The organism is Kitasatospora griseola, from assembly GCF_014648555.1.
Classification (GTDB): domain Bacteria; phylum Actinomycetota; class Actinomycetes; order Streptomycetales; family Streptomycetaceae; genus Kitasatospora; species Kitasatospora griseola.
Map to the genome: position 1 here is coordinate 51,910 of NZ_BMRI01000027.1, position 14,535 is coordinate 66,444.

Here is a 14,535-nt window from a genome sequence, read left to right on the forward strand (position 1 = left end):
GCCGCTGCGTGCTTCACGCCCTGCTGTGCACGCTATGCCGACACGCCGAACGAGGTGGCGAGCCCTTAGGGCGAGCTGCGCGGGTCTACGAGAATCGCAATACAGCAGCCAAGCTGACGAACCGTCATTCAAGATCGAGATTAAGGCAGGACGGGCCGCCCCGAAGCTGGGGGCGGCCCGACCGAGGTTTCTTGTCACTGAAGAACCGGAGCGAGAAGCTCCCGACTCACTGCCGAGGGCGCTGGCCTCTCAAAATCAGCCGATCCGATCTCACCATCCCAATAGCTTGGGCAACTCATCGATGTACGGCCCATAGTCGGGCTCCTCCTCGACAATGCGGCCGAGTACGCGCCTGAACTCCTGACGCTCTGCTTCGTTCATCGAGTTCAGGTCCGATGCGATGTTCTCAAGCCCTTGAGAAGCAACATCTCGATCGATCTCATCGTCCGATGAATGGTCGAGCAGCATAATCGCAGAGAGCACTGCCCTTGCAAGGTGGGTTTCAATCACTAATTTGCCTGCCTTGTGACGATAGTCGTAACACCCCAGCTGTCCAGCAGTCTTCTGGCATCGTCGGCAGCTGCCTGGGTGGGAAATTCATATACTGCCGTTAGTCCGTGATAGGCCGCCGTTCCCGCCTGCCGCTGGGCCTGGAGTTTCTTATCGGCAAAACTCGGAAGCGAAAGTTTTCTGTCAATCATCTCATTGCCGAAGGCACCGTCAAACTTCGCCGTCACATCGATACCATCGGCTCCAGGCATTCGCAACATCGGGGCAAGGCTCCTGCCGGTCTGAGGATCACTTCTGGCGCCTGCCGCACCGGATTGGTAGCGGTACGCAGCCGGAGACATCCCTCTGGCCGGCGGCGTCAACCGCAGATCACCAGCCTCGGGTACCCATTCTGCGATTGCACCGGCCTTGTTTTCAACACCACAGTTGTGGACGAGGACCGGCGTGCCCCCAATCTCCACATAGTACGTGTGGAGTTCGGTGACGGTGAGGTTGTACCTGTCTGCGGTTCCGGGGGTGACGGTGACCGTAATGACGCGAAGGTGTGAGCCCGCACGGGTGACCAGGCCGTGGCCGGGTTCGAGCGCGCCTGCGGAAACCCAGGTGTTGGTGGTGGCGTCCCAGAACGGGTGCTTGGAAGTGGTGTGGATCGTGTCGTCGGATCCGTCGCCGGTCTGGACGGTGACGTCAACGAGGTCCTCGTCGTGGTTGATCCAAGTGGCGGTTACGGTACGTGCGCCCTGGTCGGCGCCGGTGTCCGGGTCCGCGGCCTCTACCTGGTCGCCGGCGGTGAGGTCGGCGATGGGTTTGGTGGTGCCGTTGCCCATAAGGACCTGGGTGTCGGGCGAGAAGCTACACCCGCCTTCTCCCCCTCCCGTGGAGTGAGCGGATTCGCTGGGCTTTCCAGAAGCGTGGGTCGGCTCAGCGGGTTCGCCCTTGGGAGTTGACGGTGCTTCAGGGGATGCGGGGTCCGGTTTGACCGCACTGCCCTCTTCACGAGCACCGATCTCGACGGATTTCTTTTCTCCCTGAGACTTTGCCAGGTTCTTCGCGGCAGTGGCCTTGGCTGCACTCTGGGCTGCCTCCTCGCCCTTCCCGACGAGCGATTTTATCTTTGTGAGAAATCGGCCGAAAAATCCCTTCGCCAGTGCCGCGACTTCGCCTTCCGGACCGGCGATCGGGCTTGTCACCAGGTCGGCCACTAGGCCGCCACCCTCGTATTTTCGCGACTTCGTATTTGTTCCAGCCCTCCCCCAGATCCGGTCGAGATCATCTTCGGAATATGGCGCAAGGGGGGGCTTGGTGAAGATTATGATCTTCGTGACGAACCCAGCGAGCATGTCACGGTATCCGCCCTCATTTTCGGAGGAGCAGTCAACCGTGATGCCACAGACGGGCTTGTTGACCGAACTCTGGCCTTCATTGCCGTAGAGGATGCTGAGACCGGATGGGTCACTGTGGGTGCTGGGGTTGTCGCCGGCGTAGGTGTAACCGCCCATCTGGTTGGGGTCGCCGACTTCGAGGACGGGGTCGACCGTGAGGAATCGGCCGAGGGCGGGGTCGTAGTTGCGGGCTCCCAGCAAGTTGAGGCCGGTGGTGGGATCGGCGGGCTTGCCGAGGTAGCCGTGGTTGTCGGCCCAGTTTGTCGGTTGGGTGCCGCGCGGGTTGCCGTAGGGGTCGTAGGAGCGGCGGGTGACGCCCAAAGTGTTGGCGTCGACCTGGAGTTGGGCGGTGCCCTGGTGGTTGGCGGGCTGGTAGGTGACGGTGCCGTTGCTGGAGCGGACGATGGTGGTGCCGTCGGGGTTGCGGTAGTACCGCAGGCCGCTGACGGTCTTAGTGTTGTTGTCCAGGGTGAGCTGTTCGGCGCCGCCGAACAGGTAGAGGACGGCGTTGGCAGTGTTGCGCTGGATCAGCAGGCTGCCGTCGGCGTCGTACAGGTAGCTGGTGTTCTGGTTGACGGTCTTGGTCCGGCCTTCGGCGTCGTACGTGAAGGTCTGGGTGCCACCGGGTGTGCCGGTCGTCACCCGGTCCTTGGTGTTGCCGGCCGCGTCGTAGTGCGGGGTCAGCGTGGTGGTGCCGGTCGGGCCGGTCGTGGTGACGGTGGTCACCGCGTTTGGCTGGTTGGCCTTGGCGGTGCCGTTGCCGGGGTAGACGCTGGTCTGGGTGATGTCCTTGGCGATGTTGCCGGTGACGTCGTGCTGGACCTGCTTGGTGCGGTCACCGAGCAGGTTGTACTGCCAGGTCTGCCAGTACGGGGCGGGGCCGCCGATGGTGGCTGGGGCCGGGGATGCCGTGTTGCACTTGGCTAGTTGACCGGTCGTCGGCGTGGTGATTCCTGCGGTGTCGGTCCAGGCGGTGGTCAGCCGGTCCAGGCCGTCGTAGCCGAAGCACTGGGTGTCGGCGACGGGCGTGCTGGCACCGGTGGACTGGAGTTCGGAGACGGTGGTGAGGTTGCCGGTCTGGTCGTAGCCGTAGGTGGTGTCGGAGAGCGCGTTGGTGCCGGTCTCGATGCTGACCCGGTTGGTCATCAGGCGGCCGGTGGCGTCGTCGTAGGTCTGCGCGGTGCGGTACTGCTTGCCCGCGTCGCCGTAGGTGGACTGCAGGATCTGGCCAAGTGGACTGTAGTTGGCGGAGCTCAGGTAGTGGGTGAACCGTCCGGAGCCCGACATGATCAGCTCGTTCTGGAGGTCGTACGCGTAGTTGACGGACTCGGCAGGCAGGGTGCCGTCCGCTCCGAAGTCGGTGTAGTCGAGTCGGCCGACGTCGGGGGTGTACCTGGCGCCCAGGCTGTAGATGCCGGCGAGCTTGCCTTCCGCCGCCGGGATGGTGACCTTCGATCCGGCTGACTGGTAAGCGGTGTTGTAGCCGGTGACTTCCTGGATGTAGGCACTGCCTCCGGTGCCGGAGCCGCCGATGTAGCGGGTGCTGGAGGTCGGGTAGCCCTTCTGCAGGGTGTCGTAGACATACCCGGTCAGCTGCTTGGTCGGATCGGTGGTGCTCGCACCGTCGAAGGTGCCGATCAGGCGCCCGAGAGTGTCGTACTTGTTGGAGATGGTCTGCTGGCGCGCGTCCGTGGTGGTCGCGACGCGGCCCGAGGTGTCGTAAGTGATGGTGGAGGTGCCGCTGCCCGGGTCGGTCTTGGAGTACAGCCGACCCAGCAGGTCGTAGCTGGTTGTCCAGGTATTGCCAACGGCGTCGGTGAGGGATGTGACCTCGCCGGAGGGGCGGTAGCCATAGGTGCTGGTTGCGTCCCCGATGCCGGTTCCGCCATGGACGGTGCTGGAGACGGTCCGGCCACGGGCGTCGGTGATGACGGTGGTGGGGCTCTTTCCGGGCGGCGGGGTGCTGTCGATGCGGTCCACGCCCGGGTAGGAGGTGGTGGACTGCCAGAGCTGCTGCGCCTTCTTGTACAGGACGCGGGCGGTCGGCCGGCCCAGGCCGTCGTACCTGGTGACGGTCTGGGAGGGGAGAGAGTTCTCGTTCTCGTTGAAGAGTGTGGTGCCTGGTGCGGTGGTCGGATCCGCCCACGCCGGGACGGAGGAGACCTGCCAGCCGTGCGAGTCGTACTTCGTCGAGGCGATCAGGCGGCCGGGCGAATCGTTGGCGGTGGTGCTCTGGGTCTGCCGCAGCCCGAGGAAGCCATCGTAGATGGCGACGCTGGTGTTGTACGTCCCGCCCTCGCGCAGGGTCTGACTGGTGACCGTCGATGGGTCGGGGTGGTCTCCAGTGCCATGGACCGCGTAGGAGAACTTCCGGTCAGGGGTCTGGGTCGCCCGGTCGCGGCCGGGCATCCAGATCTGCGTCCGGCGGCCGAGCGCGTCGTAGGTGGCGTCGGTGATCTTGCTGTTGACGTCCACCGCGTGTGTCACCAGACCGCGCGCCGGTGCCATGGTGCTGCTGGAGGTCCAGCCGAGCGGGTTGGTGGCGGTCACTCCGGTCGGCAGAGTGGTCACGGCCGGGGTGTAGACCGTCGACTCGGTGTTGCCGAGGGCGTCCATGCTTCGGGTGACGCGGCCGTAACTGTCGTACTTGGTCGCGCCATTGGTCTGGAAGACCGGGTTGCCCGAGACGTCGTACGAGCTGACGTTCTGTACAGAGGTCAGCAGACCCACGGTGGACCCGTTACCTCCGACGCTGCCGAGAGTCCCGAGCTGGGTGAGGCTGCCGTCGCCGTCATAGTAGAAGCGCCGATGGTCGAGGGTGGTGGAGTTGCCGGGCGCCGTGGTGCACGGGCCCGAGACGATCACCGTCTCCTTCGGCAGGGTCAGCATCATCGGATTGGACGCCGGCGCCGCCGCGTACGAGGTGGTGGTGCAGACCTCCTGCGAGGGGTCCGTGAGGTCGCCCTTGTCGTCGCTCTTCTCCGGCCGTCCTAGGCTGTCGAAGGAGGTTTCGGTGCTGGTGGTACGCCAGCTCCCGTCGGCCTTCAGAGCCATGGAGCGGACACTGGACCTCGTAGCCCGGCGGGCCGTCAGATCGGGTAGGGCCGACAGGGTCCCGGTCGGCTTCATCGAGGTCCATGCGGTCCGACTGCGACTCACCACGTCGGTCAGTCCGATGACCGGGCTGAGCGACTTACCCACGACGGTGCCACCGGCCCTATCGTAGACGTCGCTCTCCTGGCTGCCCCCAGCCAGCCACGGGCTGTCGGTCGTCGACTCGCCGAGGGAATTTGTCAGCGAGACCGACCGCTTGCTTCCATCCGCCTTGTAGTCGCCGTCCATACCCTGGAAATAGGATGTGACGCTCTGGGTGATCGGGTCCGGAGCCGTGCCGGTCGTGGTGACGATGGTGCGGTAGCCGCGGAAGTCGTTCCAGGTGCGGTACTGGTCGTCCGTCAGGTCGGAGTCGTCGCGGTGCCAGGCCGCACCGTCCTGGTAGGTGTACTTGGTGACGCGGGCGGGCGAGCCGGCCTTGGTCAGGTCGTTGTCGCCAATCTCGGCGACCAGGGTCTTGTGGAACCAGTCGGAGACCGGGGTTTTCACGCCGGACGGGTTCCAGTAAACCGGGAAGCAGGCCATGGTGTTGCTGTCCGGCGAGGCCGGCATGGTGCCGTTGACCCGCGAGCACTCCGGGTCCCGGTACTTCGCGGTGATGGACGCGCCGGCCTCGGTCCGGATCGCGGAGATCCGGGGCCGCCACAGCGGCGGCGCGGCCGGACCGCCGTCGACCCGGTTGTTCATCTCGATTCCGCTGAAGACCACCGGATCGAGCGGTGCGCTGACGCTACTGCCGGCCGAGGTGTCCAGGCCGGTGTGCTGGATCTGGGACAGCCACATCACGGACTGCAGCTGGCCGACGTTGGCCGGGTCGACGGTCTTGCCCGTCACCGGGTCCACTACGCCGCCGGCATCGGAGAACAGATGGGTGAGTGTGTAGGAGTCGACGTCCTGCCAACCGCCGGCCGTCTTCACCTTCGTGGTGATGGACTTCAGCCGGACGGTCGACCAGAAGGTCGGCGAACCGACCTGGCAGACGTTGCTGCCGCTGCCCGAAGTGGCCATTCCCGACGTGCAGTTCAGGTTGTACGGGACATCGGGCCAGTTGGTGGCAGTGGTCGCGGACAGGTTACCGTACTGGCAGACGCTGTCGGAGGTGACGCACCGCTGGGCCGGGTCGAAGACAATCTTCGCTGCCGGGTCACGGCCGGCCTGGGCATCGGCGAGCTTGTAGCCGTAAGAGATCTGGGTGAGGTAGCCACCACGGGTGTACTGGCTCAGGGTGCCGCCGCCGCCCGAGCTGGCGACCTGGCCGTAGCCCCGGTTGTAGTAGCTGGTCTCGGTCGCCCAGTCGTAGCGCTGCGTGTTGCCGTTGGCGTCCACGACGAAGTCGATGTTGAACCGGTAGCCGGGGTTGGCCGAGCAGAGCGAGTTCTTTCCGGAGCCGCTGCTGTAGCAGGGGTCGCCCGCGTTCGGGTGATAGACCGGCACGCCCCAGGCACTGTTGGTCGGAGCGTCGGACGTGGTGCCGGGCGCGTGGTTGAGGCCGAGGTAGTACTGGGTGCCGTCGGTCGTGGTGACCTTGAAGTACTCGCCGTTCCACAGGCCGTTCGACGCGCCGGTCAGGTCCTCGATCTTGGTGCCGTCGTCGCTCTGCAGGTGGTAGATGCCACCGCTGTCGCGAATCAGTTCACCGGAGTGCGAACCCAGCGAGAGGGTGGCGTTCCAGCCCGCCCAGCACTCGTCACCGGAGTCGGTGATGCCGTCGCCGGAGCACGGTCGGTAGGAGCGCTCGACGAAGCCCGGCGAGTAGTCCCAGCCGTCGCCGATCCAGGACGCCTGCGAGTTGCGGGCCGAGGTCTTGCCGTCCACCGACTGCGAGTTGTACGACAGCGCCACCGACGGGGACGAACCGCCCAGCGACGCGGGCGCTGCGATCGGGTAGCTGTAGGTGAACGCGCCCTGGGTCGATCCCCAGCTTCCGGACGCCGACAGCGAGGTGGCGGTGTAGCTGCCCTGCGAGCCGCCGGTGTCGGCGACGGCCGCGACGGCCGCCCCGAAAGCGACGGCATCGGCCCGAGCCGCGGACGATCCGCTCTCCGGGGTGGGGAGTTGGACGGTCGCGGTCAGCGTGTGGGTAACGGGGTCGTTGACCGTCTCCAACGGCGTCCGCGTCCGGCAGGACGCCTCCTGCGGTGTGGTCAGCGCGCATGCCGGCAGCTGCACCAGGTGCAGCCGCGAAGCCCAACCGCCGCCGTAGGCCTGCGCGATGGAGCCGTAGTCGAGCGCGACGGAAACGCTGCCGCCGGAGCCCTCGACGGGCTGCAGGCCCACCAGCAGGCCGTCCACGTTCGCGGCCTGAGCCTTCGCCCGGTCCGCGGTCTCGACCTTCATGGAGGTCGGAGCCTTGGCCTTTGACACGCCGGTCGGGGCAGCGAGCTTCACCGCGCCGGACGGGTCGGCAGAGCCGACCAGCACCGTGGCGGTCGACGCCTTGGGCCAGATGGCGGGCGTCACCTTGTGGGTGCGCAGCTCGCGCGACCCGGCGGCGACGCCGTGGTTGGGCTGTGCTGTGTTCCCGGTGGCGTTGTGGCCGGTGACCTTGGGTATGGCGGGCAGCGGGTCGGCCGCCCAGAGCTTTCCGTCAGAGCGATAAGGGCTGATGACGGTGGCACTCGCCATCGGCACAATAAGGGACATTGCGGCAGTAAGTGTCGCGGCGACGGTCATTCCGCGATATTTGAGTCGACTGCGCGCCCGAGTAGGGCGTTTTATCCGATCCGACATGGAACGCTCTCTCCTGGTTGTTCCGACATGGCTTGGCCCTGACGTTGCATCATCTTTGGCGCAGGTAAAGGCACATGACTGGCGGCGGAACGCTATTGCCAGGTCGTTCGTGTCGCAATATCCTTCGCTGCCGAATGGCCGGGGGGAAGCGGTGGGCGCGAGGTGACGGATCGTCACACAGGTGCCACCCATAAGCACAGTGGTGGCACGAATCGGACACAGTCCGCGCTGCGGCGGTCCCTCTCGGTGATGTTCGACTTTCGACTCGTGTCGACATTTGACCAAGATTTTGGAATTCCGAGGGGACTGTAGTGCACGCACGTAATGGGAGGCCGCCCGGAGGGTGGTCCCGTCGCAGCGCGGTGGCGCTGTTGACGGTGGCTTGCGCCGTCCTGGCCAGCACGACGAGCCAGGCAATGGCCGATGACCGGCCGTTCGCAGTGGCTCCGGGCAACACCGTGGCGCCGCTCACCGGACAGCCGGATTCGGTGCCGGACGGGCCGGTCCAGGTGGCCCGGGCGAAGGCCAAGACGACCGGGAAGGCGGTGACGGTGGAGGAGTTGACCACCGAGACCAGCCTGACAGTGGCCAATCCGGACGGGACGCTGACACGGACCGACAACATCCGGCCGGCTCGGGTGAAGAAGAACGGCTCCTGGACCCCGGTCGACGCCTCGCTCGCCAGGAACGGCGACGGCACGTGGTCGCCGAAGGCCACCCCGTCGGGTGTGGCACTGTCCGGCGGCGGCACCGGCCCGCTGGCGACGTTCACCGACGCCAAGGGCCAGAGCCTGTCACTGACCCTGCCGTTCGCACTACCGACACCCACCGTGTCGGGTACGGGCGCCAGTTACCCGAACGTGCTGCCTGGTGTCGACCTGAAGGTGACGGTCACGGACGAGGGCGCCTTCAAGGAGGTGCTGGTCGTCCACGATGCCGCGGCCGCGGCCAACCCGGCACTGCGCCAGCTCCGACTGGCCACCACCACCAAGGGTCTGACGACCAGTGTGGACGCGGACAGCGCGATCACAGCCGCTGCCTCGGACGGCTCTGCTGTGTTCGCCGCACCCACTCCCGTGATGTGGGACTCCTCAACCGACTCGGCTCGCGACTCAGCCACCGCACCGAGCGGCCTCACCGTCGACCCGGCGGACTCCCCGGTCTCGACGGCCAAGGGCCCCGGCCACTATGCGCACCTGTCCGCGATCAAGGTCGACCAGGACGCCACCGGCCTCACCCTCAGTCCGGACACCGTTGTCCTCGACAGCCCTAACACGGTGTGGCCGATGTACATCGATCCGTACGTGAACCCGGTGCCTGGACTGACCAACCACTATGTGCAGGTCAAGGAGGGCTGCGCGTCGGAGCCGACCTACGACCAGGCCCAGGAGAACGGGGAAGGCGCCGGCTACCAGCAGTACAGCTCGAAGTGCTTCGGCCTGTACCGGTCGTTCTTCGAGTTCGACACCAGCTATCTGCGGCCCAACATGGTGATCTCCAAGTCCACCATGCTGTTCGCCTCGACCCACGGCGGCGCCCTGGACTGCAACGCCGACCTGCCCGTCACGCTGAAGCTCACCGGTGGGATCGACCGCAACACCGTCTGGCCGGGCCCCGGCGAGGTCTCGACGATCGACACCAAGACCGTCAAGAGCGCCAACGTCAATGCCGGCTGCGGCATAAAGTACATCGATTTCGACGTGACCTCGACCGTCAAGCAGTACCAGAACTACTCGAACCTCACGTTCGGCGTATTCGGCAACGAGAACAAGAGCTCCACCAACTACGGGTTCATGCGGTTCGCAACCAACCCGACCCTCACCACCGAGTTCGACGTCCCGCCGAATGCGCCGCAGAACCCCGGCACCACCCCGGCTTCGCAGAACCCCGCGTCGCCGGCGTGCGGTTCGGGCAGCCCCGGCTGGATCGGGCTGACCACGATGAACGGCAACAGCTCCAACCTCAGCCTCGACGCCGCGCTCTCCACCGACATGGCCGGTGTCAACCTCCAGGCGCGCTACCACGTCTGGGACAACATGGCCAACAACGGCTCCGGCAGCCCGGCCGACGCCGGCTGGCCGGTCAGCCCAAGCTGGGTCGCCTCCGGCACCACCGTGCACACCCCGATCGGTGTCGCCCTCTCCGACGGCCACCAGTACGGCTGGAACGCCTGGTCGCAGGACGGCACCTTGAACGGTCCGAGCTCCCCGTACTGCTACTTCAACGTCGACCTCTCCGCGCCCACCCCGGCGGCCATTACTCCGTCAACGGCCTTCCCGCCGCTGGGCAGTGGCACCACCGCGACCAAGCACGCCGGTGACACCGATGCGGTGAAGGTCTCCTCCACCGACCCGGCGCCGACCGGATGCACGCTCAACGCCTGCATCAGCAGCGGTCTCAAGGGCTTCGAGTACTCGCTGGACGCGAACATCCCCGCCGTCGGCGCGACGTTCGTACCTGCGACTGTCGTCAACGGGACGGGGACCGCGAGCATCCCGATCACCGTTCCTTCCAACCAGTGGGGCACCCACACCCTGTTCGTCCGCGCGATCGACAACGCCGGCAACGCCCGGGCCACCACCGCGACCTACAGCTTCTACGCCCCGTGGAACTCGGCCGCCAAAGTCACCGAAGGCGACCTGACCGGCGATGGCGTGCCCGACCTGCTGGCCACCACCAAGGACGGCAACCTGGCGCTGATCCCCGGCAACACCGACCCGAGCACCACACCCGTCACCGCATCCACCGCCGCGCAGAGCCCCATCGCGGGCACCGGCTGGGACAAATTCCTGATCGCCCACCGCGGCAGCATCACGTCCCAGGACAAGGACGACCTGTTCGCCTACGACACGGTCGGCAAGAACCTGTACGTCTACCGGAACGACGCGACCGTGACTCCGCCCGGCACGCCCGGACACTTCACCCAGCAAAGCCTCATAGGGCCGATCGGCCGCCCGGCCTGCCACGCGGTCGGGGCGAACGACTGCAACGGCTACCCCGCCAGCTGGTCCTCCCTCAGCCAGATGGCAGCGGCGGGCGGGCTGTCCACCGCCGTGTACGGAGCCACCCACCCCGGCACCCCGCAGTCTCCCGATCTGATCACCATCGAGAACGGCAAGCTCTGGTACTACATCTCCGGCCGCAGCCCGATCCCGTTCGACAGCGTCTACCCGATCGGCACCGGGGACTGGAGCGGCACCACACTCGTCGGTGTCGGCAACGTGGGCGCCATGGTGACCGCCACCGGGGCCGGCGCCACCTCGACCGGCGGCACCCCGACGCTCTGGGTCCGCAACAACACCACCGGCGCGATCAGCAGCTTCCAGCTCACCTTCGACGCCGACGGCATCCCCACCAGCAAGATCACTGCTCCGACCCGGGCCGCCCTGGTCTCCGGCGTCCTGGACTCCACCGGCAAGAACATGTGCCTGGACATCAACAACGCCAACACCGCCGACGGCACCCCTGCCCAGATGTGGACCTGCAACGGGTCCGACGCCCAGAGCTTCACGCTGGGCCAGGACAACACCGTCCACGTGGTCGGCAAGTGCCTCGACGTCTACCACAGCGGCACAGCCAACGGCAGCCCCGTCAACCTCTGGAACTGCAACAACAGCGCCGCCCAGCAATGGGTCCCCGGCCCGTTCCCGGGCGCGCTGCTCAACCCCAACTCCGGTAGGTGCCTCGCCGACCCGGCCGCTTCGAACACCTCCGGCACCCAACTGGTCATCTGGGACTGCCTGACCAACAACCCCGAGCAGAACTGGGCCGCCACCACCACCGGTTCCGCCCTGCCGGCCGCCCAGCCGGTCCTCCCGCTGGGCCTCAACAGCAAGACCTACCCGACGCTCTCCACCCCGGGCGACGTGGACGGCGACGGCAACCCCGAGCTGTACGCGCTCACCTCCGACGGCCGCATCATGAGCCGACCTGGCGCCGGCCTGTTCACCGGCCCGCTCGTCGACCGGTGGAAGCTCGCCGACACCACCGACACCGTCCGCACCAACAACCTCGCCCTGAACGGCGGTGCCGCCATCGGCACCGATGCCGCCCGCGGCCCGGTGCTCTCGCTCAACGGCACCACGGCCTACGCCTCCAGTGCCACCACCAGTGTGAACACCAGCCAGAGCTTCACCGTCTCCGCCTGGGTGAACCTGTCCACCGTCCCCAACCAGAACGTCACCGCCGTCTCCCAGGACGGCACCCAGAACGCGGGCTTCTACCTGCAGTACAACGCCGGGGTGCACGGGTGGTGCCTGAAGACCCAGGCTTCGGACACCGCGACCTCGAACGGCAGCGGCGTCGCGGCCTGCTCCACAACGAGCGTGGCGCCCAACACCTGGGTCCAGCTGACCGGTGCCTTCGATGCCACCGCGAAGACCGTCAAGCTGTACGTCAACGGCAACCTCGCCTCGACCGGCACCGGACTGACCAACTGGGCAGCCGGCGGCAACGTCGCGATCGGATCGGCCCTCTATCACGGAAACCGCACCGACTACTTCCCCGGCCTGATCAGCGACGTCCAGCTCCGCACCGGCGCGACGGCCGCCGTCGCCCAGTTCGGCCCCTCCGGTGCCCTGGGCTACCTCCAGCCGCAGCCCACCGACGAATGGAAGCTCACCGACACCGCCGATGCCGTCCGCACCGGCAACAACCTGACGCTCGCCGGCTCGGCAGGCTTCGCCAACGATGCCCAGCGCGGCACGGTGCTCTCGCTCACCGGCGCGAGCGGCGCCCACGCCGCCGCCCCCGGACCGGTCCTGGACACCACCAAGTCGTTCACCGTCAGCGCCTGGGCCAAGGCCAACGCCAACGGCGGCGTGATCGTCGGCCAGGACGGGACCACCACGCAGGGCTTCATGCTCTGGCCGGACAACGGCGTCTGGCGGTTCGCCATGGCCACCGGTGACACCACCGGCTGGCCGTACGACACCACCGCCGACGTCAACAGCACGGCGACCGTGCAGACGGGCGTCTGGACCCACCTGACCGCCGTGTACGACGCCACAAGCGGCCAGCTGAGCCTCTACGTCAACGGCGTGCTGGCCGGGACCGGGGCCCACCAGAGTGCCCCCGCCTTCAACGGCAAGCTGGCGATCGGCCGTTGGCAGAACAACGGATCGAACGCCAACTTCTTCAACGGCAGCATCAGCGACGTCCAGGTCTGGTCGTCCACGCTGTCCCCTGCCACCGTGGCCGTACTCAACTCCGGCACCCAGCCCGTACCCGTCCAGCTGAGCTGATCCCGGGCCGGCCTCAGCCGGCCGCGCAGCAACCACCGTGCCGCCGTGAGGGGAACTCCCCACGGCGGCACGGGCGTCCATGCGGGCAGTGCTCGGCTCGGACCACGGGAGTTCGCCACAGGATTCGGCGAAGGCCAAGGTGGGGTTCCCGTTTCTGCCCGGCTGACGTATCACGACGCAGACCCGTTCGCGGTCTACCTCGGTACCAGCCGCGATCTCGCCGACCCAGGCACCTGAGTCTTCGGCCGAAACTCCTCGCCGAGGACCTGCCTGGACTGCCAGCGGCGGCAGGATGCCACCCTCCGCCCCGTGCCGAGGCCGTGTGCGGACGCCCACTACGGAAGCCACCCGCAGGGACCCGGGACCTGACCACGGCTGCAACCGGGTCGGCGGGGCCGATCGGTTGCAGCCGTGGTCGCGGCGGGGCGCGCCTAGTTGGTCGGGTCGTTCACGGGGTTGGTCCTGGCCGGGTCGGACATCGCCGCGAGGATGCGGCGCGGGCCCTGGAAGGGCTCGCGGGCGTGTGCGGTGATCATGTTCTCGACGAGCAGGACGTCGCCCCGCTGCCAGTCGAACCCGGTGGTCTCGGCGGCGTAGGCGGCGCGCAGCTCGGCGAGGACCTCGTCCTCGATCACCCCGCCGTCGCCGTAGTAGGTGTTGTACGGGAGGTCCTCCTCCGGGAGGGCCTCCCGCAGGCCCTGGCTGACCTCTTCGGGCAGTGAGGTCACGTGGAAGAACACCGCGTGGTTGAACCAGGTCCGGTCGCCCGTCACGGGGTGGCGGTGGATGGCGGGCCGGACCTGGCGGGTGCGCAGGTGTCCGTCCTCGGCCCACTCGACGGAGATGCCCTCGGCGGCGCAGTACGAAGCGACCTGGTCCGGGTCCTCGGTCTGGAACGCCTCCTGCCAGGACAGGCTGATCCCGGGCAGGTAGTTGCGCACGTACTGGACGCCGCGCTGCTCGAACGCGGCGACGGTCTCCGGCCTGAGCGCGGCCAGCACGCGCCGGGAGTCGGCGAGCGGGGTGCGCCCGCCGCTCAGTGCGGGCCGTTCGCAGCAGAAGACGATGCGCATCGGCCAGTTCTCCGTGTAGGACTGCTCGTTGTGCAGCAGGATCTCCTGGTCCGCGGGGTACTCGGTGGACGTGTAGATCCCCTCCGACACCTCCGTGCGGGGCGAGGACCGTTCGCCGTACTCCAGAACGTCCTTCGAGAGTGCGTCCATGACGGCGCGGAACTCGTCGGGGCCGGTGACGGCGAAGCCGCGGAAGAGCACGGCCCCGGCCCGATGGGCGAGGTCGTCGGCGAGGTCGTGGTGCCGGCCGAGCCAGGCGGCCAGGTCGGCGCCGGGTGCGTCCGCCTGGACGAGGGCGGGCAGGGTGCGGCCGTCCCACTCGTGTCGGACGGTCGCGGCAGGGTCACTGTTGGTGTCCGACGCCGCCGGTTCGTGGAGCTCGCGGTCCGTCTGGGTCATCGGTCATCTCCTTCGGGCTTGTCGATCTCGGGGTGGTCGACCGCAGGAGGATCCGCGGTCGAGTCGATGGGGGTGGTGCCCTGG

Annotated in this window: 4 protein-coding genes; 1 reads left to right on the forward strand and 3 read right to left on the reverse strand. The window is 67.3% G+C overall.

Annotation, left to right across the window (positions count from 1 at the left end; all coding sequences use genetic code 11):
• Positions 1–270: 270 nt before the first annotated feature.
• Positions 271–510 carry a hypothetical protein gene (locus IEZ12_RS27160; RefSeq protein WP_189275566.1) on the reverse strand — a complete coding sequence of 80 codons (240 nt, stop codon included), beginning with the start codon at positions 508–510 and terminating at the stop codon, positions 271–273.
• Positions 510–7,679 carry a polymorphic toxin-type HINT domain-containing protein gene (locus IEZ12_RS27165; RefSeq protein WP_189275568.1) on the reverse strand — a complete coding sequence of 2,390 codons (7,170 nt, stop codon included), beginning with the start codon at positions 7,677–7,679 and terminating at the stop codon, positions 510–512. The genes IEZ12_RS27160 and IEZ12_RS27165 overlap by 1 nt, the downstream gene beginning before the upstream one ends.
• A gap of 473 nt (positions 7,680–8,152) precedes the next feature.
• Between IEZ12_RS27165 and IEZ12_RS27170 the strand changes: the two genes are divergently transcribed.
• Complete coding sequence (locus IEZ12_RS27170; RefSeq protein WP_189275570.1) at positions 8,153–12,979, forward strand: LamG-like jellyroll fold domain-containing protein; 4,827 nt, start codon at positions 8,153–8,155, stop codon at positions 12,977–12,979.
• Between the two features lie 431 nt (positions 12,980–13,410).
• Here the strand turns inward: IEZ12_RS27170 and IEZ12_RS27175 are convergent, their stop codons facing one another.
• A complete protein-coding gene (locus IEZ12_RS27175; protein WP_189275572.1) occupies positions 13,411–14,451 on the reverse strand; it encodes a TauD/TfdA family dioxygenase in 1,041 nt (346 codons plus the stop codon).
• Between the last annotated feature and the right edge of the window lie 84 nt (positions 14,452–14,535).

What these genes read in the sequence shown, in the direction of transcription:
- IEZ12_RS27165 (WP_189275568.1), bottom strand. Translation starts at nt 7,679, where the DNA reads ATGACCGTCGCCGCGACACTTACTGCCGCAATGTCCCTTATTGTGCCG.
- IEZ12_RS27170 (WP_189275570.1), top strand. Translation starts at nt 8,153, where the DNA reads ATGGCCGATGACCGGCCGTTCGCAGTGGCTCCGGGCAACACCGTGGCG.
- IEZ12_RS27175 (WP_189275572.1), bottom strand. Translation starts at nt 14,451, where the DNA reads ATGACCCAGACGGACCGCGAGCTCCACGAACCGGCGGCGTCGGACACC.